This is a genomic window from Enterobacter huaxiensis (assembly GCF_003594935.2).
Taxonomy (GTDB): domain Bacteria; phylum Pseudomonadota; class Gammaproteobacteria; order Enterobacterales; family Enterobacteriaceae; genus Enterobacter; species Enterobacter huaxiensis.
Genome location: NZ_CP043342.1, coordinates 1939512 through 1964583 on the forward strand (window position 1 = coordinate 1939512; position 25072 = coordinate 1964583).

Sequence of the window (25072 nt, forward strand, 5' to 3'; positions counted from 1 at the left end):
AAAAGCCGGCGCCCTTTTGCGCCGGCTTTTTCTTTTGTGTGCGAGCGGCTGCATCGCTACACTATCTGAATAAATTTTTGCGTCACCAGACCCTGGAACCCGCATGGAAACCAAAAAAAACAATATTGAATACATTCCTGAGTTTGAAAAATCTTTCCGCCACCCGCGTAACTGGGGCGCCTGGCTTGGCGTTTACGCGTTTGCAGGGATTGCGATGTTGCCCGCCACCGTGCGCGATCCGGTACTGGGCAAAATCGGCCGCCTCGCCGGGCGTCTGGGTAAAAGTGCGCGCCGTCGTGCGCAGATTAACCTCTATTACTGCTTCCCCGAAAAAAGCGACGCCGAGCGTGAGGCGATCATTGATGCCATGTATACCACTGCGCCTCAGGCGATGGCGATGATGGCCGAGCTGGCGCTAAAAGGTCCGGAGAAAATCGTCAAGCGCGTTGACTGGAAAGGGCTGGAAATCATTGAAGAAATGCGTCGCAATGATGAGAAGGTGATTTTCCTGGTGCCTCACGGCTGGGGTGTGGATATTCCGGCGATGCTCATGGCTTCTCAGGGACAGAAAATGGCAGCGATGTTCCATAACCAGGGTAACAAGATCTATGATTTTGTCTGGAACACCGTGCGCCGTCGTTTTGGCGGACGCCTGCATGCGCGTAACGACGGCATCAAACCGTTTATCCAATCGGTACGTCAGGGGTACTGGGGATATTATTTGCCGGATCAGGATCATGGCCCGGAGCACAGTGAATTCGTCGATTTCTTTGCCACCTACAAAGCCACGCTGCCTGCGATTGGTCGCCTGATGAAGGTTTGCCGTGCTCGCGTGATCCCGCTGTTTCCGGCCTACGATGGCAAAACGCATCGCCTGAGCATCGAGGTGCGTCCGCCGATGGATGATTTGCTGACTGCAGACGACAACACCATCGCCCGTCGTATGAATGAAGAGGTGGAACTGCTGGTGGGGCCGCATACCGAACAGTACACGTGGATACTGAAGCTGCTGAAAACGCGTAAACCGGGTGAAACAGAGCCGTACAAGCGTAAAGAGCTTTTCCCGAGGAAATAATAAATTCCCCTCTCCCCTTAGGGAAGAGGGGATCGGATCTTACTCTACGGTCAGTACGCGGGTGGTATTGGTTGAGCCGATGGTGCTCATCACATCACCCTGCGTCACGATGACAATATCACCGGACACCAGATAGCCTTTGTCGCGCAGCAGGTTCACCGCATCGTGCGCTGCGGCAACGCCGTCGCTGGTGCTGTCGAAGTAAACCGGCGTCACGCCGCGATACAGCGCCGTCAGGTTCAGCGTACGCTCGTGGCGAGACATCGCGAAAATTGGCAGGCCGGAGCTGATACGCGAGGTCATCAGCGCGGTACGACCGGATTCGGTCATGGTGATGATCGCGGTAACGCCCTTCAGGTGGTTGGCGGCGTACATCGCAGACATCGCGATCGCTTCTTCCACGTTATCGAACTGAATATCCAGACGGTGTTTAGACACGTTGATGCTTGGGATCTTCTCAGCGCCCAGGCAAACGCGCGCCATTGCCGCGACGGTTTCGGCAGGGTACTGGCCCGCAGCCGTTTCAGCTGACAGCATAACCGCATCGGTACCATCCAGTACGGCGTTCGCCACGTCCATCACTTCTGCACGGGTTGGCATTGGGTTAGTGATCATCGACTCCATCATCTGGGTCGCAGTGATCACCGAACGGTTCAGCTGGCGCGCGCGGCGAATCAGTGCCTTCTGGATGCCGACCAGTTCCGGGTCGCCAATTTCCACGCCCAGGTCACCGCGGGCAACCATCACCACGTCAGAGGCCAGAATCACGTCGTCCATGGCGTCCTGGTCGCACACGGCTTCAGCACGCTCCACTTTTGCGACGATCTTCGCATCGCAGCCGGCATCGCGTGCCAGGCGGCGAGCATAGTTCAGATCTTCGCCGCAGCGCGGGAAGGAGACGGCCAGATAGTCCACGCCAATTTGCGCCGCGGTCACGATGTCCGCTTTGTCTTTTTCGGTCAGCGCTTCTGCAGAGAGGCCACCGCCGAGCTTGTTGATACCTTTATTGTTGGAGAGCGGGCCGCCGACGGTCACTTCGGTGAACACCTTCATCCCCTGAACTTCCAGCACTTTCAGCTGAACGCGACCGTCGTCGAGCAGCAGGATATCGCCTGGCACTACGTCCGCAGGCAGGCCTTTATAGTCGATCCCGACTTTCTCTTTATCGCCTTCGCCTTTGCTCAGGTTGGCGTCGAGCAGGAATTTATCACCGATATTGAGGAAAACTTTTCCCTCTTTGAAGGTCGAAACACGGATTTTTGGACCCTGGAGATCCCCGAGGATGGCAACATGGCGGCCCAGTTTAGCCGCGATCTCACGTACCTTGTCTGCACGTAGTTTATGGTCTTCTGGTGTACCGTGAGAGAAGTTCATACGCACCACGTTGGCGCCTGCGGCGATAATCTTTTCAAGATTATTATCGCGATCGGTTGCCGGGCCTAAGGTGGTTACGATCTTGGTTCTGCGAAGCCTTCTGGACATGTAATACTCCGTTGACTGAAACAACTTTGGTGTTGCGTGAACAATGAATCGGCCGTCTTCTGCTACAAGGCAGCAGGGAGGGGACCGAATGCCGTAAATCGTTACAACTTAGTTATTAGGGAACATCGCTCTTTATAAGCAATTCTTTATCAAAACGCGATTCCTTCAGCGCTTCCTTGACCCGCTTCAAGTTATCCCTGAATTTTGCACCCCGACGCAGGGTAAAGCCGGTCGCCAGCACGTCAATCACCGTGAGCTGCGCCAGACGCGACACCATGGGCATATACATGTCGGTGTCTTCCGGCACGTCGAGCGTGATGGCGAGGGTCGCCTCTCGCGCCAGCGGCGTACCTGCCGTGGTCAGGGCGATCACCATGGCATCATTTTCACGCGCCAGCTGCGCCAGTTCAACCTGGCTTTTCGTGCGCCCGGTGTGCGAGATCAGGACCACCACATCATCTTCACTGCAGTTCATACAGCTCATGCGTTGCAGCACGATGTCATCGGAATAGATAACGGGAACGTTAAAGCGGAAAAATTTGTTCATGGCATCATGCGCAACGGCGGCGGAGGAGCCAAGGCCAAAGAAGGCGATTCGTTTGGCCTGCGTCAGCAAATCCACGGCGCGATTCACCGAACTCATATCCAGAGACTGGCGGACATGGTCGAGGGTCGCCATGGCGGACTCAAATATTTTCGCCGTGTAGGCATCAACGCTGTCGTCTTCATCGACATTGCGATTAACATAGGGCGTGCCGTTTGCCAGACTTTGGGCAAGATGCAGTTTAAAATCAGGGAAGCCGCGCGTTTCAAGGCTTCTGCAGAACCGATTAACCGTCGGTTCGCTGACGCCCGATTCCTGAGCCAGAGCGGCGATGCTTGAATGAATCGCCTGAGCGGGAGAGGCGAGAATAACTTCAGCCACTTTTCGCTCGGATTTGCTAAGGTGTTCCAGTTGAAACTGGATTTTTTCCAGCATGTTCATTGTTAACAAGGCGCTCATGGGGGAAGAAACGATTTCATTTATAGATGAAATCTTGATTCGATTTAGCCGATATTACCCCTGTGTTTTCCTAAAGGGTAACAGTCGACATGAAAAGCTGTTGTTTTTTTTCATTACTTGATCGATGTCGGGTTTTACAGTGGCCCAACAGAACAAAGAATCAGCGGTTTTTACGTCATTGCTGATGCGCACAGGCTTGAAGCCTGAAAAACCGCGGTATCGCACGCGACGTTAAGCGCTAATGGTTTCAGGAATGACGTAAAAGCAGTACAGTGCATTGTAATAAAATTACAACGATACCTGGCAGAAGCACCAGGTGATCCAACTGAGGAGAATGACATGGCGGTAACGCAAACAGCCCAGGCATGTGACCTGGTCATTTTCGGCGCGAAAGGCGATCTTGCACGCCGTAAATTGCTGCCTTCCCTGTATCAACTGGAGAAAGCGGGCCAGCTTCATCCGGATACCCGTATCCTGGGTGTAGGGCGCGCCGACTGGGACAAGGACGCGTATACAAAAGTCGTGCGCGAGGCGCTCGAAACTTTCATGAAAGAGAAAATTGATGAAAGTTTGTGGGACACGCTGAGCGGACGCCTGGATTTCTGCAACCTGGACGTGAACGACGTGAGTGCGTTCTCCCGTTTGGGCGAGATGCTGGATCAAAAAAACCGCGTCACTATTAACTATTTCGCGATGCCGCCAAGCACCTTCGGCGCCATCTGTAAAGGGCTTGGCGAAGCGAAGCTGAATGCCAAACCCGCACGCGTGGTCATGGAGAAACCGTTGGGCACCTCGCTTGCGACCTCACGTGAAATCAATGACCAGGTGGGCGAGTACTTCGAAGAGTGCCAGGTTTACCGTATCGACCACTATCTCGGTAAAGAGACGGTGCTGAACCTGCTGGCGCTGCGCTTTGCTAACTCCCTGTTCGTGAACAACTGGGATAACCGCACCATCGATCACGTAGAAATCACCGTGGCCGAAGAGGTGGGTATTGAGGGTCGCTGGGGTTACTTTGACCAGGCCGGCCAGATGCGCGACATGATCCAGAACCACCTGCTGCAAATTCTGTGCATGATTGCGATGTCACCACCGTCAGACCTGACGGCGGACAGCATTCGTGACGCAAAAGTGAAGGTATTGAAATCACTGCGTCGTATCGACCGTTCTAACGTGCGTGAGAAGACCGTTCGCGGCCAGTACACCGCCGGGTTTGCTCAGGGTAAAAAAGTCCCTGGCTACCTGGAAGAAGAGGGCGCGAACAAGGCCAGCAACACCGAGACCTTTGTGGCGATCCGTGTTGATATCGACGACTGGCGCTGGGCGGGCGTTCCGTTCTACCTGCGCACCGGCAAACGTCTGCCAGCAAAATGCTCCGAAGTGGTTGTCTACTTCAAAAACCCAGAGCTGAACCTGTTCAAAGAGTCATGGCAGGAGCTGCCGCAGAACAAGCTGACCATTCGTCTGCAGCCGGACGAGGGCGTGGATATCCAGATCCTGAACAAAGTGCCGGGGCTGGATCACAAGCACAACCTGCAAACCACTAAGCTGGATCTGAGCTACTCCGAAACCTTCAACGAAACGCACCTGGCGGATGCTTACGAGCGTCTGCTGCTGGAAACCATGCGCGGTATCCAGGCGCTGTTCGTCCGCCGCGACGAAGTGGAAGAGGCGTGGAAATGGGTCGACTCCATCACCGAGGCCTGGGCAGCCGATCAGGATGCGCCTAAACCGTATCAGGCAGGCACCTGGGGACCTGTCGCCTCCGTGGCGATGATCACCCGCGACGGTCGCTCCTGGAACGAGTTCGAGTAGGGCATTCCTCTAGCCCGAAGGTGTTATTTTACCGGTAACATGATCTAACTCAGTAAGTGACACTTTTTTAATCTTTTAAGCTCCGCGTGGATTCACCCGCGGAGCTTTTTTTATTACACTGCCGGAAGCGATTTTGCCCCTGAGCTCCGGACACCAAGCGTTTCAGCGTTGTTAACAACTGCCAGCGACTTTGTAAACTCCCGAGCCCGGACAGATAAATTAGAGGAGCTTTTATGAATCCGACATTGTTACGCGTAACACAACGCATTGCAGAGCGCTCGAAAGAGACCCGTTCTGCCTACCTCGCCCGTATCGAACAAGCGAAGAGTGAGACGGTCCATCGCTCCCAGCTGGCCTGTGGTAACCTGGCTCACGGCTTCGCCGCCTGTCAGCCTGGCGATAAAGACTCGCTGAAAAGCATGCTGCGTAACAATATCGCCATCATCACCTCCTATAACGACATGCTCTCCGCGCACCAGCCGTACGAGGTCTACCCGAACATCATCCGTAAAGCACTGCACAGCGTAAACGCGGTGGGGCAGGTTGCAGGCGGCGTACCGGCGATGTGTGACGGTGTGACTCAGGGTCAGGATGGCATGGAGCTGTCGCTCCTGAGCCGCGAAGTGATTGCGATGTCTGCGGCGGTCGGCCTGTCGCATAACATGTTCGATGGTGCGCTTTATCTCGGCGTGTGCGACAAGATCGTCCCGGGCCTGGTGATGGCGGCGCTGTCGTTTGGTCATCTGCCGGCGATCTTTGTCCCGTCGGGTCCGATGGCAAGCGGCCTGCCAAATAAAGAAAAAGTGCGTATTCGCCAGCTGTATGCGGAAGGCAAAGCTGACCGTCAGGCACTGCTGGAAGCAGAAGCCGCGTCCTACCATGCGCCAGGCACCTGTACCTTCTACGGTACGGCCAACACCAACCAGATGGTGGTGGAGTTTATGGGGATGCAGCTTCCTGGCTCCTCCTTTATCCAGCCGGATGCGCCGCTGCGTCAGGCGTTGACCGAAGCCGCGGCTCGTCAGGTCACCCGCCTGACCGGAAACGGCAACGAGTGGATGCCGATGGGCAAAATGGTTGACGAGAAGGTCGTGGTCAACGGCATTGTCGCGCTGCTGGCAACGGGGGGCTCAACCAACCACACCATGCACCTGGTGGCGATGGCGCGCGCGGCGGGTATTTTGATCAACTGGGATGACTTCTCCGACATCTCTTCCGTGGTGCCGCTGATGGCGCGCCTGTATCCGAACGGTCCGGCCGATATCAACCACTTCCAGGCGGCGGGCGGCGTACCGGTGCTGATGCGCGAACTGCTGAAAGGCGGCCTGCTGCATGAGGACGTCAACACGGTGGCGGGCTTTGGTCTGCAGCGCTACACCCTGGAGCCATGGCTGAACAACGGCGAGCTGGACTGGCGCGACGGCGCGAGCGCTTCTCTGGATGCGCAGGTGATTGCGACCATCGATAAACCGTTCTCTCAGCACGGCGGCACGAAGGTGCTGAGCGGCAACCTTGGCCGTGCGGTCATGAAAACCTCAGCCGTTCCGGAAGAGAACCAGGTTATCGAAGCGCCGGCCGTAGTATTTGAGAGCCAGCACGACGTTCTGCCTGCCTTCGACGCCGGTCTTCTCGACAAAGACTGCGTGGTGGTTGTCCGCCATCAGGGGCCAAAAGCCAACGGGATGCCAGAATTACATAAACTTATGCCACCACTTGGTGTATTATTGGACCGCCGTTTCAAAATTGCGCTAGTGACCGATGGACGCCTCTCTGGCGCATCGGGTAAAGTGCCTTCTGCTATTCACGTGACCCCGGAAGCCTACGATGGCGGCTTGCTGGCGAAAGTCCGCGACGGCGACATGATTCGCGTAAACGGTCAAACCGGTGAGCTCACCCTGCTGGTCGATGAAGCAGAGCTGGCGGCACGTAAGCCCCATATTCCTGACCTGAGCGCGTCGCGCGTGGGTACCGGCCGTGAAATGTTTGGTGCGCTGCGTGAGAAACTGTCCGGCGCGGAGCAGGGCGCAACCTGTATTACGTTTTAAGACGACTTGATTTTAACGATCTGGCGAGAGAAAACTCTGATGAAAAACTGGAAAACAAGTGCAGAAGCAATCCTGACAACGGGCCCCGTCGTGCCGGTTATCGTGGTGAATAAACTGGAGCACGCCGTACCGATGGCGAAAGCGCTGGTTGCAGGTGGTGTACGTGTACTGGAAGTGACGCTGCGTACCGCGTGTGCGATGGACGCAATCCGCGCTATCGCCAAAGAAGTGCCGGACGCCATTATCGGTGCAGGTACCGTTCTGAATGCACAGCAGCTGGCTGAAGTAACCGAAGCCGGCGCGCAGTTCGCGATCAGCCCAGGCCTGACTGAGCCGCTGCTGAAAGCCGCGACCGAAGGCTCTATTCCTCTGATCCCGGGTATCAGCACCGTATCAGAACTGATGCTGGGCATGGACTACGGTCTGAAAGAGTTCAAATTCTTCCCGGCCGAAGCGAACGGCGGCACCAAAGCGCTGCAGGCGATCGCAGGCCCGTTCTCTCAGGTGCGTTTCTGCCCAACCGGCGGGATCTCCCCGGCGAACTACCGTGACTACCTGGCGCTGAAAAGCGTGCTGTGCATCGGTGGCTCATGGCTGGTTCCGGCGGATGCGCTGGAAGCAGGCGACTGGGATCGCATCACCAAACTGGCTCGCGAAGCGGTTGAAGGTGCGAAACAGTAAGCTATTCGCAGTGTGAAAAACGGGCCATCTGGCCCGTTTTTTTTATCCTGCTACCTTAACGCTCGCAGCGGCGGTTTTTGCTCGTGCAACGGCATCGTCGACCGAATCGCCGGTTGCTAATGCCACGCCCAGGCGGCGCGTGCCGTCAATCTCCGGCTTGCCGAACAGACGGACCTGCAGGCCTGCGCCTGCGGCACCTTCCACATTATCAAACGTCACATTCTGGCTGGTCAGCTGGGGCAGGATCACCGCCGATGCCGCCGGGCCATACTGGCGAATGCCGCCAACCGGCAGGCCGAGGAAGGCGCGAACGTGCAGCGCGAACTCTGAGAGATCCTGGGAAATCAGCGTGACCATGCCGGTATCGTGCGGGCGAGGGGAGACTTCGCTGAAAATCACCTCATCACCGCAAACGAACAGCTCCACGCCGAACAGGCCATAGCCGCCCAGCGCCAGAACAGTTTTGCGGGCGATTTCCCGAGCACGCTCAAGCGCCAGGGCGCTCATCTGCTGCGGCTGCCACGATTCACGGTAGTCGCCATCCTCCTGACGGTGACCAATAGCGTCGCAGAAGTGGACGCCGTCCACCGCGCTGACGGTCAGCAGGGTAATTTCAAAATCAAACTTCACTACCCCTTCGACGATAACCCGTCCGGCACCGGCGCGACCGCCCTGCTGGGCGTAGTCCCAGGCCTTGTCCAGCGCGCTGCCGTCGCGAATAAAGCTCTGTCCTTTACCGGAAGAGCTCATCACCGGCTTAATGATGCACGGGTAGCCAATCTCCTCGACGGCCTTCAGGAACTCGCCTTTATCGCCCGCAAAACGGTAGCTGGACGTCGGGAGCTGCAGCTCTTCCGCTGCCAGACGACGTATCCCCTCCCGGTTCATCGTCAGCTTTGCGGCGTTGGCGCAGGGCACCACGCGCTGGCCTTCCTGCTCAAGAGCAAGCAGCGTATCTGTTGCTATGGCTTCAATTTCGGGCACCACGAAATCCGGTTTTTCTTTCGCGACAAGCGCGCGCAGCGCCTCACCGTCCAGCATGTTTATCACATAAGAACGATGGGCAACGTGCATTGCAGGGGCATCGGGATACCGGTCAACGGCAATAACCTCAACGCCTAAACGCTGGCACTCAATGGCGACCTCTTTTCCCAGCTCTCCCGATCCCAACAGCATTACGCGCGTCGCTGCAGGTCGCAGCGCGGTTCCTAAACGAGTCATAACAATCCCCCTGAAAAAGTTGCGCGCAGTATAAACGAAAACGTTTGCGTCTGTCTTGCCACGGGAGAAGGAGACCGGCAAGAAATTTGCGCTTCTTTAGTGCAGCCAGACATTTCCTGACGTCCGCTCGCTTAGGCTGTGAAGCATACGCACTGTTAAGTGAGGGAAATCATGTCAGGTTGGTTGAATCAATTGCAATCCATGCTGGGCCAGAAAGCCGGTTCGACAGGCGAACAAGGCCTGAGCAAGCTGCTGGTGCCGGGCGCGCTCGGCGGGCTGGCAGGCCTGCTGGTAGCGAATAAATCATCCCGGAAGCTGCTGGCAAAATACGGTACCGGCGCGCTGCTGGCGGGCGGAGGGGCCATTGCGGGTACGGTTCTGTGGAACAAATATAAGGACAAAGTGCGCACCGCGCATCAGGATGAACCCCAGTATGGACAGCACGTCTCGCCGCTGGATATCCGCACGGAGCGGCTTATTCTGGCGCTGGTGTTTGCCGCGAAAAGCGATGGTCATATCGACGATAAAGAGCGGTCGGCAATTGAACAGCAGCTGCGCGAAGCGGGTGTGGAAGCGCAGGGCAGAACGCTGGTTGCGCAGGCTATCGAGCAGCCGCTCGATCCCCAGCGTCTGGCGCTCAGCGTCAAGAACGAGGAGGAGGCGCTTGAGCTCTACTTCCTGAGCTGTGCCGCCGTTGATGTCGATCACTTTATGGAGCGCAGCTACCTCAACGCGCTGGGCGATGCGCTGAAAATTCCTCAGGATGTCCGGGAGGGCATTGAAAAGGATATTCAGCAGCAAAAACAGACGTTACAGGGCGTGTAATTACGCCGGGTTGCCACGTTTCGCTTGCATCATGCGTGGGTTTTGCCAACCTTATAGGGTGTAAAACTCAAAAGAAAAGTGACATGCCACCGAAAGCCCGACGTACTCCTTATGCGATCACCACGCATGGCGATACGCGTATAGACAACTATTACTGGCTGCGGGACGATTCTCGTTCCCGGCCAGACGTGCTCGACTATCTGAACCAGGAAAACGACTATGGTCGTAAGGTCATGTCCAGCCAGCAGGCGCTGCAGGATCGGCTGCTGAACGAGATGGTACAGCGTGTTCCCCAGCGCGATGTCTCCGCGCCCTGGACCAAAAATGGTTACCGCTATCGCCATATCTATGAACCAGGCAATGAATATCCTGTCTATCAGCGACAGTCGGTGCTAAGCGCCGAATGGGATGACTGGGATGTTCTGCTTGATGCCAACCAGCGTGCTGCCCACAGCGAGTTTTATACGCTCGGCGGAATGTCCATCGCCCCGGACAACGCCATTATGGCGCTGGCGGAAGATTATCTCTCACGTCGCCAGTACGGCCTGCGTTTCCGCAATCTGGACACGGGGAACTGGTATCCGGAGATGCTGGAGAATGTTTCTCCGGACTTTGTCTGGGCAAATGATTCCGAAACGGTTTACTACGTCAAAAAGCACGCCTCCACGCTGCTGCCGTATCAGGTCTGGCGGCATACGGTGGGTACAGCATCGGCCGACGATGAACTGGTTTATGAAGAGAAGGACGAGACGTTTTACGTCAGCCTGCACAAAACGTCATCACGCCACTATGTGATTATCCACCTCGCCAGCGCAACCACGTCAGAAGTTATGCTGCTGGATGCAGAGCTGCCCGATGCGCAGCCGCTGTGCTTCCTGCCGCGCCGCAAAGATCACGAGTACAGCCTGGATCACTTCCAGCACAGCTTCTACCTGCGCTCTAACCGGGAAGGTAAAAACTTTGGTCTGTACAAAACCAAAGTGCGCGATGAGCGCAAATGGGAAGTGCTCATTCCCGCCAGGGAGCAGGTGATGCTGGAAGGCTTTACGCTGTTTACCGACTGGCTGGTGGTGGAAGAGCGCCAGCGAGGGTTAACCAGTATTCGGCAAATCAACCGCAAAACGCGGGAGGTGGTGGGGATTGCGTTCGATGACCCGGCGTACGTGACGTGGATTGGGTTTAACCCTGAGCCCGAGTCGTCCCGTCTGCGCTACGGTTATTCGTCCATGACCACGCCGGACACCCTGTTTGAGCTGGATATGGATACCGGGCAGCGTCAGGTTATTAAGCAGGCGGAAGTGAAAGGGTTTGAGTCCGATAACTACCGCAGCGAACACCTGTGGGTTGCCGCCCGGGACGGTACCGAAGTGCCGGTATCGCTGGTCTATCACAAAGCGTATTTCAATAAGGGTAAGAACCCGCTTCTGGTGTATGGCTACGGCTCATACGGGTCCAGCATGGATGCCGACTTCAGCGGCAGCAGGCTGAGTCTTCTCGATCGCGGCTTCGTTTACGCCATCGCCCATATCCGGGGCGGGGGCGAGCTGGGCCAGCAGTGGTATGAAGACGGTAAATTCCTGAGAAAGAAAAATACCTTCCACGACTACCTCGACGTGTGTGATGCGCTCATCGATCAAGGTTATGGCAACCCTGAACTCTGCTTCGGCATGGGGGGAAGCGCGGGCGGCATGCTGATGGGCGCTGCGATCAATCAACGTCCGGACCGTTTTAAAGGCGTGGTAGCGCAGGTGCCGTTTGTAGATGTGGTCACCACCATGCTGGACGAATCTATTCCGTTAACGACCGGGGAGTTTGAGGAGTGGGGGAATCCTCAGGATGAGACCTACTACCGCTACATGAAAGAGTACAGCCCCTACGATAACGTGGAAGCTAAAGCGTACCCGCATATGCTGGTGACGACCGGCCTGCATGATTCGCAGGTGCAGTACTGGGAACCGGCGAAGTGGGTGGCGAAGCTGCGCGAGCTCAAAACCGACGATAATCTGCTGCTGCTCTGTACCGATATGGATTCCGGGCACGGCGGCAAATCGGGCCGCTTTAAATCCTATGAAGGTGTCGCCCTGGAATACGCGTTTCTGATTGGCCTGGCGCAGGATACGCTGCCAGGCCAGGCGGCGCGTTAAGCGTCACCGAGGTAGTGCTTCAGCGTCAGGCGCAGTTCCGGGCTCATTCTGTCGAGGTTGTTATACAGCCAGCGCAGGTAGCCCGGATCTTTATCGGCGACTTCAGATACCGGTTTTCCACGATATTTGCCGAAGGTAAAGGTCGTCAGCAATGCAGGGCGTCCGGTGATGGTCGCCATGTCGTCTGGCGTCCAGCCGGAGGTATTCATGATATCAATCAGCAGCGCGGCGGTGATATAGCAGTCATATAGCGCGCGGTGATGATGCAGCCCCTCCGGCGTCCGGACGCTGAGCTTACGGGATTTATACAGCGCCATATTGCTGTATTTGATGCCCGGCCACAGACGACGCGCCAGCTTCATGGTGCAAATCCACTCACCGGGCATTTCCGGCAGGACGCGTCGGTCAAAGCTGGCATTATGCGCCACGTACCACGGGCTGCCGTAATAGTGCGGAATGACCTCTTCGATCCAGGGTTTGTCCACCACCATCGATTCCGTAATGCGGTGGATGGCCATCGCCTGCGGGCTGATGGGACGATCGGGCCGCACCAGATGACTCATCGGGTTGACTATTTTTCCGTCCACCACGTCCACAGAGGCCACTTCTACTATTCCGCCCTGCAGATCGCAGGTTTCGGTATCGATGACGCGCAGCATTGATCGCTCCTGACCATAAAACGCTTAGCCTAAAGGAATGATATCGCCTTGCCAACCCTGGCGACCAAGAGAACCGGTCAACAGGAGCTCCCCTTTATCGGCACGAACGATGAGCTGTCCTTTCTCGTCCCATAATGCGCTGCCGCTGCGGGCATTGGCCATAAGCACCGCGATGGCGTATCTGTGCGCGAAGCGCTGCAACGTACTGATGGACTGCCGCCATCGGTTCTCTCCCACCGCCTGGCAGCTGGTAAATAGCGTTGCCTGCGGATCAAGGCTGCAGGCGTCAGCCTGGCTATCGATGATGGTTAGCTGCTTATCCCCGGGGATTACGCTTGCCCCGCTTCCTTGAGGATAACGCAGTATTGCCTCACGGTTTGGCGAGAAAAGCGCGATCCCTTTATGACGCTGGCCGCGCTCCTCCAGCGTCAGCCCCGCGATAACCGTGATGCGGTAAGTATGTGCGGCGTGAAGAAGAGGGGAGAGCTGAAGATCGTCCGGTGGGGCAGGCAGGATAGCCTCGCCCGGTCCTGTTAATGAGAGTTCAGGAAACACCAGTAGCTCACACTGCAGCCTGGCGGCTTCCTCGATAAAGCGGAGGTGGTGTTCGACATGATCTTCAACGCTGATTTGCTGCCGGGCGTACTGGGCAGCCGCTATATTCCATCGTGACATCGTGACTTCCTTTTACACTGAGTCGCTGGGATTTAAGAATACACCTAAGTTAATCAGGGTTTTCTTATCCTGCCATAATCAGCGTAAGGAAGTGTAACGAGATATTAAGCTTATTTAACTTTAGGCTCGTACGGTAACCGGGACAGGTTCACCGAGGCGAGGCGATGCGCAATCAGCCGTTCGCGGAACCAGTCCCGCAGGTGGGCAGGCTGCTCACGCTCGACGACTTCCGCCACGATGGGCATGTTGTAGCGCTCTTTGAAGGCGACGCCAGCGGCAGCGAGATCAACATTCACTTTGTCCATCTCGTCCTGAGGAAGGGCGGCCAGATTAATCTTCATTTCCTTCTCCTTTTTGTGCGGCGGCAACGTTACCGCGATTATATGACGATGACAAGCGGGCGCAGGATGATCCTCGACTCGGTTATTATACAGAGTTATTCTTTACCAAACAGGCATAACAAAAAGGAATGATTGCGATGGGTTTATCCTCTTCCCGCGCGGTATGCGCACTGGCTTTTCTGCTCTCGTCGGCTATGGCGCCCGCCGCCCTGGCGCATGCTCATCTTCAGCAGCAATCACCCGCGGCTGATTCCACCGTGGCGGCTCCGGAGACCCTGACGCTGAATTTTTCTGAAGGCATCGAACCGGGGTTTAGCGGCGTAGTGGTCACCGATGCACAGCAGCGGACGATCGAAACCGGTGCGGCGAAGCGTGATGATAAAGACAAGGCGCGGCTCATTGTTCCCCTTGCACAACCGTTGACGGCGGGTACCTACCGGGTCGACTGGCACGTGGTCTCGGTAGACGGCCACAAAACCAAAGGCAGCTATCACTTCAGCGTGAAATAACATGCTGGCGCTTTTGTATGTGGTGCTGCGCTTTATTCATTTTGGCGCGCTGATGCTGATTTTTGGCAACGCGCTCTACAGCGTCTGGTTTGCACCGACGTCACTGCAGCGCCTGATGTCGCGACGGTTTCAGTCCCGGCAGCAGGTTGCCGCGCTCATAAGCTTGATGGCTGCGCTCCTCATGTTTGGCGTACAGAGTGGGCTGATGGGGAATGGCTGGGGCGACGCGCTGCGTCCGGCCGTCTGGCACAGCGTGCTGGGCACGCAGTTTGGCAGCGTCTGGCTGTGGCAAATTATTCTGGCGACGCTCACGGCGGGGGCTGCATGGCTGACACCACAGAAAGGGGCGCGTCTGCTGCTGCTGGCGATGGGGCAGTTTGTACTGCTGGCGGGCGTTGGGCACGCGGCGATGAACGATGGCGCGCCGGGGGCGCTCCAGCGTCTGAATCATGCGCTTCACCTGCTGTGCGCTGCGGCCTGGCTGGGCGGCCTGCTGCCGTTACTGTTTTGCATGCAGCTGGCAAAGGGGCGCTGGCAAACGGCAGCTATCTACACCATGATGCGTTTTTCCCGCGTGGGGCATTATGCGGTGGCAGGCGTACTGCTCACCGGGGTTCTGAACTCGCTTTTCATTCTCGGCTTCAGGCTTCCCTGGCAGACAGATTACGGACAACTTCTGTTGTTCAAATGTGCGCTGGTGGCAATGATGGTGGTAATTGCGCTGGCGAATCGGTATTTTCTGGTGCCACGTTTTCGCCCGGAGGCCGGGCGGGAACAACAGATTTTTATCAGGATGACGCAGGCAGAAGTGGTGCTGGGCGCGTTGGTACTGGCAACGGTCAGTCTGTTTGCGACCTGGGAGCCCTTTTGACAAGGTTAAATAACATATGAAAAAGACACTACTCTCTCTTTTACTGCTGGCCTGTACCGGAAGCGCGCTGGCGGCACCGCAGGTCATTACCGTAAGCCGTTTCGAAGTGGGTAAAGATAAATGGGCATTTAACCGCGAAGAGGTGATGCTGACCTGTCGTCCCGGCCACGCGCTGTACGCCATTAACCCGAGCACGCTGGTGCAGTATCCGTTAAACGACGTCGCACAGCAGCAGGTTGCCAGCGGCAAGAGTAACGGTCAGCCTATTAGCGTGATCCAGATTGATGACCCGTCCAACCCGGGGCAGAAGATGAGCCTGGCACCGTTTATCGAGCGAGCCGACACCCTCTGCTAGCCTTTGGTTTCCAATAAAAAACCGCAGTAGCTTGTGAAAGCTCTGCGGTTTTTTTTCGTTTAATGATGTTCTGACGCTTTTTTTCAGGCCACTTTTACCGTGGACTGGAAAACCTGGCGTCGTCATCTATTCTTAAAGGGCAAGGCGATTTTAGCCTGCATTAATGCCAACTTTTAGCGCACGGCTCTCTCCCAAGAGCCATTTCCCTGGACCGAATACAGGAATCGTATTCGGTCTCTTTTTATCTGCAGGAAAGTAAACGATAAAGTCCGGTTATCGACCTTCTGTGCAGGCACACTTCCTGTGCACGTGCTTCAACCATACCACAACACGGCAGGCGAAAGTCCAGCCCTTTTTGACTGTTTTGTTAAATTCTTGTGTGTAGCTGGCGAAAGACCGTATAGCCGCTAAAAGCGGGACGTGATCGACGCCGCAAGGGTATCTAACAGCTCGAAACGGCGGCGATATTCGGCCCGTTTTTTACTGGCAATCTCGTCCAGCGATTTACGCTCCATTTCAAGCGGCAGCTGCCAGCAGAAGGGGGAGAGTTTTTTACCGTTGAGCGAGTCCCAGAATTCATCGTAGCTGGCGTGGAAATGACGACCTTTGCTCAGGCGGTAGCGCAGCGCGCGGAAAACGTGCCCCTCGTCGCTGACGGCAAACAGCGCTTTGATGTTCGAGCGCGCGGCCAGCTGGAAAATCACCTCCATCAGCACGCGTTTGGGGAACAGGCCGTGGCAGGCGCGCGTGGCTTGCTTAATCACCTCGCGTGAAACGTTGCGGCGTGGGCCCTGAAGGCCGCCAATCACTAACACTCGCTGACCATGGCTGCACGCGACGCTGAAGGTCAGGCTTGCAAGCACGGTGTCATCACTGTCGCGCAGCCACAGCGTACTTTCCCCTTCACGTTCAGCCTTGCAGGCAGACGAGGCGTTGACGGTGTAAAGGGCATCGTTTTTGGCCTGAAACTGCACAACAAGCTTTTCTTGCGGGCTGGTGAGCGCATTCGCCAGCGCGGCGTCCTTCAGACCGTCGATCCAGTGATAATGGCTGATGATGGCGTCTGCACGATCGCTCGCGTTCAGGCCCCGCATCAAATACTGGCGATGGGTTTTGCTTGGCAGGGTAATTTGAGAGGCCAGCAGCCGGTCAAAATCATCACGACCGGAAAGTGCATCCAGCATGCGGTGCGTGGAGGACCAGAAGAGAAGCGAGCGGATTAAAAACTTCAGCCGATAGTCGCGTTTTTGCCAGATTGGGCCCGGAACGAGTTTTCCTTTCACCAGCTCGGAAATGATATTTGTACGATGTGGATATAACACATCGTTTTGCAGGTGGATGTTTGACACGTGAAGACCTCTCTTTTTATTTAGCATCTATTCTAAGGGGCCGCTAAAAAGGGAGTAATAGCGCGGCTATCTTTATTTCCGTTTGGTTTACCGTTTGTTTGGCTTTGTGAATTCCCGGCATCGTTGGATGCCATTTTCGGCTGCAGCTATACTCCTTAAAGGAGGCGTTATGTATCAGCGAATAGAAGGTGGACACTGGCGCCACGTCTGGGTTGTCAGCGACATACACGGCTGCTACCAGTGGCTTATGGACGAACTCAAGCGCCGCCATTTTAACCCTTACGACGATCTGCTGATCTCCGTCGGGGATATTATCGACCGCGGGCCGGACAGCCTGAAATGTTTAGAACTGTTACATGAAAAATGGTTTCGGGCCGTACGCGGAAACCACGAGCAAATGGCACTTGATGCGGTTAAATATAATGACGTTGCGCTCTGGACGATGAATGGCGGTATTTGGTTTACGAAGCTTGACCCCGATCGGCAAAAAAGGGCGCTGACGTTACTCGAAAAATGTCAGGGCTTACCGCATATTATTGAAATAACCTGCGCTAACGGCCTGAACGTGGTGGCGCATGCGGATTATCCGGCTAATTCGTATAAATGGAATAAGCCGGTGAGTGCCCAGCGCGTACTCTGGGATCGCGACCGTCTGATGGGGTTTATGGTCGGTAAAGGGCAGGGCATCAAGGGAGCCGACCACTTCTGGTTCGGCCATACGCCTGTTGATAAACGGTACGATTTTAACAACCTGCACTATATCGATACCGGTGCGGTGTTTGGGGGCGTGCTGACGTTTGCACAGCTCCAGTAATTAATAACCCGCCTTCGGGCGGGTTCTCTTTAGGTCAGGCAAGGCGCAGGACCCAGGCATCGGTTTTACTGTCGTAATGCTCGCGGTAAAGGACTGAATGCTCCCCATCAAGGATCGCCGGGACGCTGGTATCAGCATCCCAGGCATCAAGCTGCATGCACAAATCCGGGTCGGATTTGCAGGGAATACTTAACGTTCGGTCACCTTGCGCTTCGCCGCGCAGCTCTGCGTCGTCGATTTCAAAAGCGCCAATACGCACGTTGGTTTTCGTCATAATGCTCTCCGGGTTCGTTGCGAAATCTGGTATGACCAGTACAGTCATCCATTTTTGATCGTAGACAAGGAGAGCAAAACCGCCAGTAAAAAAATGCGCTTTTTTCAGTCAGCGCGATCGTTACCGGTAAACAGGCGGCCGTCGCGGACCAGTTCGCGCGGGTAGCTATTCTTCAACCGAGAGCCAATTTTTTTCGCCAGCCCCAGCGGATACCCCTGATACGTTACGATGACTTCATCCTGCGACGGCGCGTTTTCCGGATAGACGTCGCGGCCACGATACCACTCTTCGGCCTCCTGATGCGTCAGAGCAAAGGTGTTGTCGCTCGCGGCCAGCGCGATGACGGCCTCGTGCTGCCAGCGATAGCCTTTGTTGTGGATCTCCGCGAGGCGGATACCGAGACGCGAAAAGCGAACTTTACCAATTAGCGGCTCGATATTGGCAGGGAAAAGCCAAATCTCTTTGTCGCGGATCCACAGGTGCAGGCTCTCGTCCCACGCCAGCCCCACGTTGCGGGCAGCGGCTTCGGCCAGGGCAGCCTCGCGGCCTTTAAGAGGCGAGAATGGGAAATTGCCGACTTTAAACTTCGGCGCGGGCAGGGGATCGACGGCGCGGGTTTTACGCAGACGCGCCACAAAGAAACCTTCACAATCATAAATCTGCGGGAATACGTGCAGGAAACCTTCAGGCGTGACGGCCTCCTTTGCTGAGGTGAATAAATCACCCAGCGGCAGGAACTCGACGGCCTCTGGATAGCGCGCCTTCAGCCAAAGACAAACGTCTTCGTTTTCATCGCGGTTTAACGTGCAGGTGGAGTAGACCAGCGTGCCGCCGGGGCGCAGGGCATGGAACGCGCTGTCGATCAGTTCACGCTGGGTTCCCGCAATCTCCAGATTACTGTCAACCGACCAGTTTTTTAATGCATCCGGATCTTTACGCACCACGCCTTCACCCGAACACGGCGCATCGAGCAGGATGGCATCAAACGCTTCCGGCAGGGCCGCACCGAACACGCGACCGTCGAAGTGCGTCAGGGCGACGTTATGGATCCCGCACCGGCTGACGTTGGCGTGCAGCACTTTAACGCGGCTTGCCGAAAACTCGTTGGCGAGAATGGCCCCGCGATTGCCCATGCGTGCGGCAATCTGCGTGGTTTTTGAACCCGGCGCGGCGGCGACGTCCATCACGCGCTCTGGCGCGTTGTCATCCGCAAACAGCGCCGCAACGGGCAGCATGGAGCTGGCCTCCTGAATGTAAAAAAGTCCGCTCAAGTGTTCTGCAGTACTGCCCAGCGGCAGGGAATCTTCGTCATCTCGCTCGATCCAGAACCCTTCTTCGCACCATGGCACCGGCGTAAGCTGCCAGCGGTAGGGCGACACCAGAGCAAGAAATTCGGTCACGCTGATTTTAAGCGTATTGACGCGGATGCTGCGACGCAGAGGACGCTGGCAGGCAGCGACGAAATCATCGAAGGACAGATGAGCAGGAAGGGCCTCGCGCATTTGCGCCAGGAAAAGTTCAGGAAGAAAAACGGAGTTTTGAGCCACGGGCACACCACAGGGAAACATTCAGGCGCGCAGTGTAACATAAAGGCTCCGGTGCGTTGACACCGGAGCCGTTGAGATTAGCGCGGCAGGGCGGTTCCCCACTCGCGCCACTCTTTCGGTTCGCTTTCGAGCAGAAGGAAGTGTTTCCCCGGCTGCGCTTTTGGCGCCAGCGGCGTGCCCGGCGGCGTCGCAAAGGCGATACCGCCGCGAATGAACTGGTTGAAGGTACCGGTTTTCACCACGCCGCCCGTAAGACCAAAGTCCAGCGAATAGCCGGAGGCGAGCCAGAACACCGAGTTGTTACGAACCAGGTGCTGGTATCGCTCGCTGATGCGCAGGCCGACCATCACGCGGTCAGACAGCGTGCCCAGCGTCAGGCCCGTCACCGTACCCACTTCGATACCGCGGAACAGCACCGGGGTACCGATGGCAAGACCGCCCGCTTCAGGCACTTCCACCACAATGCTCAGACCGTCCAGATAGCGTGAATCGGTAATGGTGGCTTCCTGCAGTTCAAATTCGCGACGCGCGCTGCCGCGGCCCGGCTCAACGTTAATGTACGGCTGCAGAATGGTATCAAGATGCTCAACGCCTGCGGCGGAGATCTGCGGCGTGACCACGGAGAAGCGCGAGCCCGTACGGGCAAACGTCTGCACGTACTCCGGGTAGAGCACGGCGGTAGCCTGGACTTCATTCCGCGCGGTGATCAGCGTCAGCTTCTGGATCTGCCCGATATCAATTCCGAGATAGCGGATCGGCATACCTTCCGCCAGCTTACCGGCATCAAAGGCATGCAGCGTAATCTGTCCGCCCACGGCGCGCGCTGCGGTTTCGGAAGGGAAGAGGATGCGCTTGTCACCCTTACGCATATTGCCGCCTGCACCCGTCAGGTTATCGAAGCTAATCGCGCCACGCAGCGCGCGGGAGAGCGGGGAAGCCTGGACGGTTAATCCGCTGCCGTTAAGCTGAACCTTCGCACCGCCTTCCGCCCAGAATACGCTGTTTGGGGTCAGCAGCTTGCGGTATTCCGGCTTGATATGCAGTTCAATATCAAAGGCGTCCGCGCGAGGGCGCACGGTGATGACTTCGCCCACCTCAAACTTGCGGTAAAGCACGACGGAGCCCGCCTGCACATCCGGCAGCGTTTCGGCGCTCAGCGTCAGCGTTGTGGTAGGCATGTCGCTCAGGCTATTTTCAATCGCCTTGTCCAGATTGGCATACAGCGGATAGCTGTCGCGCAGCGGGCCTTTGTCGCCCGGCAGAATGCGGATCCCGCCGTTGACCCATTCGCTGGCGCTGGCCCCGAGGAATTCGACACCGTCCAGACCGACCTTAACGTCGACGCGGCTGTTGACGACAAACTTGCTGTCGCCGTGCACCAAATCGCTGTACTGCGGATCGATGGCCGCAGAGAAGGAGACCCCTTTCTCCGAGAGCTTACGCTCAAGCACCTGTCCAACCTGTACCCCGTGCAGGATGAGCGGCTGTCCGGCGTCAATGCCGTAACTTTCCGGGGCGGTGAGGGTGACCGTCAACACGCCAGGCTTTTGCAGAAGCGCTTTGTCCGCCGGGGCAATGACAAAATTATTGCTCGGCTGGCCTTCGCCCGGAATCAGCTCAAAGGTACTGCCGGTCAGCAGGCTGCTGATGCTGGCGTCGCTCAGGGAAAGTTTCGGGTTGCGCATCTCAATGCGCGTTTTCTCGCGCAGCAGATCGACGACGCTCGGGTCAACGGTCATTTCACCGGTAACCGACCCACCCGGGTTGAGCGTCATTTTCGTGAGCTGTCCCACCTCTAAGCCCTGGTACATCAACGGCGTCGAACCCGCTTTCAGGCCTTGAGCGCTGGGCAGCGCCAGCTTCACGATCACGCCGCGCTGGCTGTGGGCCAGGTCTGCATACAGCCCAAAGGTGTCGTCAGCGGTAGCGGGATTTGACCCTTCCGGAGAGTCGAAGGCAATAGCGCCGTTGACCAGCGCCGCCAGGCTTTCCAGCTTCACTTTGGCGCCGCTCAGACTCACGTCAGCATCCACGCCGGACACGTTCCAGAAGCGGCTGCCTTTTTTCACCAGGTTGGTAAAGCGGCGCTCAATCAGCACGTCGATGGTGACGCCCTGTTTATTCGGGTTAATCGCGTAATCGTATACCCGGCCTACCGGAATTTTACGGAAGTAGACGAGCGAACCGCTGTTCAGGGAGCCGAGGTCCGGTGCCTGAAGATGGATCATCAAATCCCCGTTATTGAGGCGGTATTTGGGCTGCGTATCCAGCGCGACAAAGTGATCCTGTGGCTCACCCTTGCCCGGCATCATGCCGATATAGTTACCGCCCACCAGCGCGTCCAGCCCGGAAACACCTGCCAGCGAGGCTTTAGGCGTAACCAGCCAGAACTGCGTTTCGCTGCGTAAGGCGTCCTGCATGTCAGATTTTATGCTGACGCGCACCTGAATTTTGTTCAGACCTTTTCCCAGCGAGATGTCCTGAACCGTGCCGACTTCGACCCCCTGGAAGCGAACGGGGGTCCGCCCGGCGACGATGCCGTCGGCGGTCTGGAAATCAATGGTGACGGTACTTCCGCGATCCTCATAGCTCGTCCAGATAAGCCATCCTGCAATCAATAATGCGATAACAGGCAGCAGCCAGAATGGCGAAATGCGGCGTTTAGTTTTAATTCTCGCTTCAGTCGGCGAAGCGGGCGTTTCCTGACTCATGTGCGTCCCAAAGTAAGCGGCTGTCCAGCCATTCCACTGCAAGAATAGTCAATATCACCGCAGAGCCGAAATAAAAAGCTGCGGGTCCCATTGTAAAAGCAAGTAACTGATCGCGGTTAATGAGCGACATCATCAACGAAATCACGAACAAATCCAACATCGACCAGCGGCCAATCCAGGTCACAAAGCGCAGGAGCAGGATACGGGTGCGTAGCCCCTGTTCGCATTTGAAGTGAATGCTGATGAGCAGCGTAAACATCACCACCACCTTGGTGAACGGCACCAGGATACTGGCGATGAAGACAATTGCCGCCACCCCAACGTTGCTGTGGGCGAGGGAGATAATTCCGGAAAGGATAGTATCTTCCTGGCGAGCGCCGTTCACGTATATCACCGAAATCGGCAGCAGGTTAGCCGGGATCAGAAATACCAAAGAGGCAATCAGCGCGGACCAACACTTTTGCATGCTGTTGTTGCGTCGAAACCTCAACGGAATATGGCAGCGCGGGCAGCGTCCGCGCGCGTCGGGCAGCCCGGTGTAGTGGCACCCCAGGCAGACGCGCAGGTTTTCATCCGGCCGCGTCGCCGGGCGCTGCGGGTAAAACCGCTCCCAGAGCTGTTCCACATTGAGATGAATTAGGGTCAGGATGCTCAGCAGCACCAGAGAGATAAAGGCAAAAAGGCCAATGCCGGGCTGTAAAAAAGCATAGTCCTGGACTTTGATTGACGCGACCCCCACGCCAACCAGATAGATGTCCAGCATCACCCACTCTTTCAGCTTGTCCAGCATCAGCAGAACGGGGCGCAGGTTCATCCCGAGGATATTGCCAAACCATAAATAGGCAATCGCCGCGACCAGCACCAGCGGCGCGCCGACGGTGCAGAAAAGGACCATGGCCGCGGTGAGCGGATCGCCCTGACGCGTCATCTGCCAGATACCCTGCAGCACGTTAGCATCGATACGGACGCCAAGAAGATAGAGTTTCAGCAGCGGCTCGCTCCATGCAAAGGGCATGAGCAGCAGCATGGTCACCGCCATGGCCGCAAGGCGCGTTAAAGACCAGTCGCGTCCGTCACGGATTTTGGCGTTGCAGCGAGGGCAAAAGGCGCTTTGGTGCGATTTCATCTTCGGCAACATAAAAAGCGTATCGCACTGCGGGCAACGCTGATAATGTGCACGAGGCAATGCGTCGCTCACCGTATGGACGGTGATCTTTTTTGTCGGCGTAATCTTGTGTGTTTTTAAGGCCATCGGCTGCGCACGAAAAAGTATAGTTAGAAGTTATATTAACTCATGAATGGATTCATCTTGAGCATGAGCGCATTTAATGCTTATTTTAATAGGCTAAGCAGTCAATGTGTAAGACAACTAAGTGATTGAATAATGAACAAAACAGAATTCTACGCGGATCTTAACCGCGATTTTAAGGCATTGATAGCGGGTGAGACCAGCTTCTTAGCCACTCTGGCAAATACAAGTGCGTTACTGTTTGAACGTCTGTCCGGTGTGAACTGGGCCGGTTTTTACCTTCTTGAAGGTGAAACGCTGGTGCTCGGGCCATTCCAGGGCAAAATTGCCTGTGTGCGTATTCCCGTCGGACGCGGCGTGTGCGGCACGGCGGTCGCCACGCGTGAGGTTCAGCGCGTAGAAGATGTCCACGCCTTTGATGGTCACATTGCCTGCGATGCGTCCAGCAATTCTGAAATCGTACTGCCGCTGGTGGTGAAAAATCAGATTATTGGCGTGCTGGACATCGACAGTACGGTCTTCAGCCGCTTTACAACCGAGGACGAGCAGGGGCTGCGCGAACTGGTTGCGAACCTGGAAAAGGTACTGGCAGCAACCGATTATCACAAATTCTTTGCGAGCGTCGCAGGATAATCAACGGATAACGTAGCATTTACTGATAGCGTCATTATAATGTCGCCTGTTCATGCCTGCGCTTGTTGGCAACGTCCGTTGTAATCAGGAAATTTCATGGAAAATCAACCTAAGTTGAATAGCAGTAAAGAAGTTATCGCATTTCTGGCCGAGCGTTTCCCACAGTGCTTCAGCGCTGAAGGTGAAGCTCGCCCCCTGAAGGTCGGTATCTTTCAGGATTTGGTCGCGCGTGTTGAAGGTGAGATGAACCTCAGCAAAACTCAACTTCGCTCCGCCTTACGTCTTTATACCTCAAGCTGGCGTTACCTGTACGGTATCAAAGCAGGCGCAACCCGTGTCGATCTTGACGGCAACCCTTGCGGTGAGCTGGATGAGCAGCACGTAGAGCACGCCCGCAAGCAGCTTGAAGAAGCCAAAGCGCGCGTTCAGGCACAGCGTGCTGAGCAGCAGGCGAAAAAACGCGAAGCCGCAGCGGCAAACGGTCAGGAAGACGCGCCTCGTCGCGAGCGTAAACCGCGTCCTGCACCGCGTCGTAATGAAAATAACGACCGCAAACCGCGTGCTGACAAACCCGCAGCGAAAGCCCCGCGTGCGCCGCGTGAAGAGCAGCGCCATACCCCTGTTTCTGATATCAACGCGCTGAGCGTAGGTCAGGCGCTGAAGGTTAAAGCGGGCAACAACGCGATGGACGCCACCGTACTGGAAATCACCAAAGATGGCGTTCGTGTACAGCTGACTTCTGGTATGTCAATGATTGTACGCGCAGAACACTTGTTGTTCTGAAACGGAGGCCA

23 protein-coding genes are annotated in these 25072 nt (G+C 56.3%); 12 read left to right on the forward strand and 11 right to left on the reverse strand.

All coding sequences use genetic code 11. The annotated features are described in order from the left end of the window. Nucleotides 1-103: 103 nt before the first annotated feature. Nucleotides 104-1075 (forward strand): lauroyl-Kdo(2)-lipid IV(A) myristoyltransferase, encoded by a 972-nt coding sequence (gene lpxM, locus D5067_RS09245; protein WP_119937231.1) that lies wholly within the window; start codon nucleotides 104-106, stop codon nucleotides 1073-1075. A 39-nt stretch (nucleotides 1076-1114) separates the two neighbouring features. Here lpxM and pyk read toward each other — a convergent pair whose 3' ends face one another. Further along, on the reverse strand, nucleotides 1115-2557 hold the full coding sequence (gene pyk, locus D5067_RS09250) for a pyruvate kinase (RefSeq protein ID WP_119937232.1): 1443 nt from the start codon (nucleotides 2555-2557) through the stop codon (nucleotides 1115-1117). A 115-nt stretch (nucleotides 2558-2672) separates the two neighbouring features. Then, nucleotides 2673-3542, reverse strand: coding sequence for a MurR/RpiR family transcriptional regulator (locus D5067_RS09255; protein WP_119937233.1), 870 nt, complete (start codon nucleotides 3540-3542; stop codon nucleotides 2673-2675). 357 nt (nucleotides 3543-3899) lie between these two features. Between D5067_RS09255 and zwf the strand changes: the two genes are divergently transcribed. From zwf to kdgA, 3 genes are all read left to right on the forward strand, one after another. Beyond that, nucleotides 3900-5375, forward strand: a complete 1476-nt coding sequence (gene zwf, locus D5067_RS09260; protein ID WP_119937234.1) for a glucose-6-phosphate dehydrogenase — start codon at nucleotides 3900-3902, stop codon at nucleotides 5373-5375. Between the two features lie 233 nt (nucleotides 5376-5608). Then, complete coding sequence (gene edd / locus D5067_RS09265; RefSeq protein ID WP_119937235.1) at nucleotides 5609-7420, forward strand: phosphogluconate dehydratase; 1812 nt, start codon at nucleotides 5609-5611, stop codon at nucleotides 7418-7420. 39 nt (nucleotides 7421-7459) lie between these two features. Next, complete coding sequence (kdgA, locus tag D5067_RS09270; protein WP_006811025.1) at nucleotides 7460-8101, forward strand: bifunctional 4-hydroxy-2-oxoglutarate aldolase/2-dehydro-3-deoxy-phosphogluconate aldolase; 642 nt, start codon at nucleotides 7460-7462, stop codon at nucleotides 8099-8101. 42 nt (nucleotides 8102-8143) lie between these two features. Here the strand turns inward: kdgA and purT are convergent, their stop codons facing one another. After that, nucleotides 8144-9322 carry a formate-dependent phosphoribosylglycinamide formyltransferase gene (gene purT, locus D5067_RS09275; RefSeq protein ID WP_119937236.1) on the reverse strand — a complete coding sequence of 393 codons (1179 nt, stop codon included), beginning with the start codon at nucleotides 9320-9322 and terminating at the stop codon, nucleotides 8144-8146. A gap of 171 nt (nucleotides 9323-9493) precedes the next feature. On the opposite strand from purT, the gene D5067_RS09280 reads away from it, so the two are divergent. Further along, nucleotides 9494-10147, forward strand: a complete 654-nt coding sequence (locus D5067_RS09280; RefSeq protein ID WP_119937237.1) for a tellurite resistance TerB family protein — start codon at nucleotides 9494-9496, stop codon at nucleotides 10145-10147. Between the two features lie 83 nt (nucleotides 10148-10230). Next, nucleotides 10231-12291 carry an oligopeptidase B gene (ptrB, locus tag D5067_RS09285; protein WP_119937238.1) on the forward strand — a complete coding sequence of 687 codons (2061 nt, stop codon included), beginning with the start codon at nucleotides 10231-10233 and terminating at the stop codon, nucleotides 12289-12291. Here ptrB and exoX read toward each other — a convergent pair. The 3 genes from exoX to D5067_RS09300 form a co-directional block, all read right to left on the reverse strand. Further along, nucleotides 12288-12950, reverse strand: coding sequence for an exodeoxyribonuclease X (exoX, locus tag D5067_RS09290; protein ID WP_119937239.1), 663 nt, complete (start codon nucleotides 12948-12950; stop codon nucleotides 12288-12290). The genes ptrB and exoX overlap by 4 nt on opposite strands. 24 nt (nucleotides 12951-12974) lie before the next feature. Continuing rightward, complete coding sequence (locus tag D5067_RS09295) at nucleotides 12975-13625, reverse strand: carbon-nitrogen hydrolase family protein (protein ID WP_119937240.1); 651 nt, start codon at nucleotides 13623-13625, stop codon at nucleotides 12975-12977. A gap of 110 nt (nucleotides 13626-13735) precedes the next feature. After that, on the reverse strand, nucleotides 13736-13966 hold the full coding sequence (locus D5067_RS09300; RefSeq protein ID WP_013096102.1) for a DNA polymerase III subunit theta: 231 nt from the start codon (nucleotides 13964-13966) through the stop codon (nucleotides 13736-13738). 137 nt (nucleotides 13967-14103) lie between these two features. On the opposite strand from D5067_RS09300, the gene yobA reads away from it, so the two are divergent. Genes yobA through D5067_RS09315 form a run of 3 tightly spaced genes read left to right on the forward strand, consistent with a single transcriptional unit; the run spans nucleotide 14104 to nucleotide 15701 of the window. Continuing rightward, nucleotides 14104-14475: a CopC domain-containing protein YobA gene (gene yobA, locus D5067_RS09305; RefSeq protein ID WP_119937241.1), complete on the forward strand. Its 372-nt coding sequence runs from the start codon at nucleotides 14104-14106 to the stop codon at nucleotides 14473-14475. Between the two features lies 1 nt (nucleotide 14476). Further along, nucleotides 14477-15346 carry a copper homeostasis membrane protein CopD gene (gene copD, locus D5067_RS09310; RefSeq protein WP_119937242.1) on the forward strand — a complete coding sequence of 290 codons (870 nt, stop codon included), beginning with the start codon at nucleotides 14477-14479 and terminating at the stop codon, nucleotides 15344-15346. A gap of 16 nt (nucleotides 15347-15362) precedes the next feature. Then, nucleotides 15363-15701 (forward strand): YebY family protein, encoded by a 339-nt coding sequence (locus D5067_RS09315; protein WP_119937243.1) that lies wholly within the window; start codon nucleotides 15363-15365, stop codon nucleotides 15699-15701. Nucleotides 15702-16108: 407 nt separating this feature from the next. On the opposite strand, the gene D5067_RS09320 is transcribed toward D5067_RS09315, so the two are convergent. Next, nucleotides 16109-17050, reverse strand: a complete 942-nt coding sequence (locus D5067_RS09320) for a VirK/YbjX family protein (protein WP_119937244.1) — start codon at nucleotides 17048-17050, stop codon at nucleotides 16109-16111. Between the two features lie 169 nt (nucleotides 17051-17219). Between D5067_RS09320 and pphA the strand changes: the two genes are divergently transcribed. Further along, a complete protein-coding gene (pphA, locus tag D5067_RS09325; RefSeq protein ID WP_119937245.1) occupies nucleotides 17220-17864 on the forward strand; it encodes a protein-serine/threonine phosphatase in 645 nt (214 codons plus the stop codon). Between the two features lie 34 nt (nucleotides 17865-17898). Here the strand turns inward: pphA and D5067_RS09330 are convergent, their stop codons facing one another. From D5067_RS09330 to yebS, 4 genes are all read right to left on the reverse strand, one after another. Then, nucleotides 17899-18138, reverse strand: coding sequence for a YebV family protein (locus D5067_RS09330; protein WP_119937246.1), 240 nt, complete (start codon nucleotides 18136-18138; stop codon nucleotides 17899-17901). A 104-nt stretch (nucleotides 18139-18242) separates the two neighbouring features. Continuing rightward, the gene (rsmF, locus tag D5067_RS09335; RefSeq protein WP_210433801.1) at nucleotides 18243-19685 is read right to left on the reverse strand and encodes a 16S rRNA (cytosine(1407)-C(5))-methyltransferase RsmF; all 1443 of its coding nucleotides are present in this window, start codon (nucleotides 19683-19685) and stop codon (nucleotides 18243-18245) included. A gap of 77 nt (nucleotides 19686-19762) precedes the next feature. Next, complete coding sequence (locus D5067_RS09340) at nucleotides 19763-22396, reverse strand: PqiB family protein (protein ID WP_119937248.1); 2634 nt, start codon at nucleotides 22394-22396, stop codon at nucleotides 19763-19765. Continuing rightward, a complete protein-coding gene (gene yebS, locus D5067_RS09345) occupies nucleotides 22365-23648 on the reverse strand; it encodes a membrane integrity lipid transport subunit YebS (protein ID WP_119937249.1) in 1284 nt (427 codons plus the stop codon). The genes D5067_RS09340 and yebS overlap by 32 nt, the downstream gene beginning before the upstream one ends. Nucleotides 23649-23780: 132 nt before the next feature. On the opposite strand from yebS, the gene msrC reads away from it, so the two are divergent. After that, entirely contained in the window at nucleotides 23781-24278 is a 498-nt protein-coding gene (msrC, locus tag D5067_RS09350) for a free L-methionine (R)-S-oxide reductase MsrC (RefSeq protein ID WP_119937250.1), read from the forward strand. Nucleotides 24279-24374: 96 nt separating this feature from the next. Further along, nucleotides 24375-25061: an RNA chaperone ProQ gene (proQ, locus tag D5067_RS09355; RefSeq protein ID WP_119937251.1), complete on the forward strand. Its 687-nt coding sequence runs from the start codon at nucleotides 24375-24377 to the stop codon at nucleotides 25059-25061. The last annotated feature ends 11 nt before the right edge of the window (nucleotides 25062-25072 follow it).

Bases quoted from the DNA above. Each gene is read 5' to 3' on its own strand.
- D5067_RS09295 (WP_119937240.1), bottom strand. From the start codon at position 13,625: ATGTCACGATGGAATATAGCGGCTGCCCAGTACGCCCGGCAGCAAATC.
- D5067_RS09255 (WP_119937233.1), bottom strand. From the start codon at position 3,542: ATGAACATGCTGGAAAAAATCCAGTTTCAACTGGAACACCTTAGCAAA.
- zwf (WP_119937234.1), top strand. From the start codon at position 3,900: ATGGCGGTAACGCAAACAGCCCAGGCATGTGACCTGGTCATTTTCGGC.
- ptrB (WP_119937238.1), top strand. From the start codon at position 10,231: ATGCCACCGAAAGCCCGACGTACTCCTTATGCGATCACCACGCATGGC.
- pphA (WP_119937245.1), top strand. From the start codon at position 17,220: ATGTATCAGCGAATAGAAGGTGGACACTGGCGCCACGTCTGGGTTGTC.
- edd (WP_119937235.1), top strand. From the start codon at position 5,609: ATGAATCCGACATTGTTACGCGTAACACAACGCATTGCAGAGCGCTCG.
- yebS (WP_119937249.1), bottom strand. From the start codon at position 23,648: ATGGCCTTAAAAACACACAAGATTACGCCGACAAAAAAGATCACCGTC.
- D5067_RS09340 (WP_119937248.1), bottom strand. From the start codon at position 22,396: ATGAGTCAGGAAACGCCCGCTTCGCCGACTGAAGCGAGAATTAAAACT.
- proQ (WP_119937251.1), top strand. From the start codon at position 24,375: ATGGAAAATCAACCTAAGTTGAATAGCAGTAAAGAAGTTATCGCATTT.
- D5067_RS09330 (WP_119937246.1), bottom strand. From the start codon at position 18,138: ATGACGAAAACCAACGTGCGTATTGGCGCTTTTGAAATCGACGACGCA.
- D5067_RS09280 (WP_119937237.1), top strand. From the start codon at position 9,494: ATGTCAGGTTGGTTGAATCAATTGCAATCCATGCTGGGCCAGAAAGCC.
- msrC (WP_119937250.1), top strand. From the start codon at position 23,781: ATGAACAAAACAGAATTCTACGCGGATCTTAACCGCGATTTTAAGGCA.
- kdgA (WP_006811025.1), top strand. From the start codon at position 7,460: ATGAAAAACTGGAAAACAAGTGCAGAAGCAATCCTGACAACGGGCCCC.
- yobA (WP_119937241.1), top strand. From the start codon at position 14,104: ATGGGTTTATCCTCTTCCCGCGCGGTATGCGCACTGGCTTTTCTGCTC.
- D5067_RS09300 (WP_013096102.1), bottom strand. From the start codon at position 13,966: ATGAAGATTAATCTGGCCGCCCTTCCTCAGGACGAGATGGACAAAGTG.
- copD (WP_119937242.1), top strand. From the start codon at position 14,477: ATGCTGGCGCTTTTGTATGTGGTGCTGCGCTTTATTCATTTTGGCGCG.
- exoX (WP_119937239.1), bottom strand. From the start codon at position 12,950: ATGCTGCGCGTCATCGATACCGAAACCTGCGATCTGCAGGGCGGAATA.
- lpxM (WP_119937231.1), top strand. From the start codon at position 104: ATGGAAACCAAAAAAAACAATATTGAATACATTCCTGAGTTTGAAAAA.
- pyk (WP_119937232.1), bottom strand. From the start codon at position 2,557: ATGTCCAGAAGGCTTCGCAGAACCAAGATCGTAACCACCTTAGGCCCG.
- purT (WP_119937236.1), bottom strand. From the start codon at position 9,322: ATGACTCGTTTAGGAACCGCGCTGCGACCTGCAGCGACGCGCGTAATG.
- D5067_RS09315 (WP_119937243.1), top strand. From the start codon at position 15,363: ATGAAAAAGACACTACTCTCTCTTTTACTGCTGGCCTGTACCGGAAGC.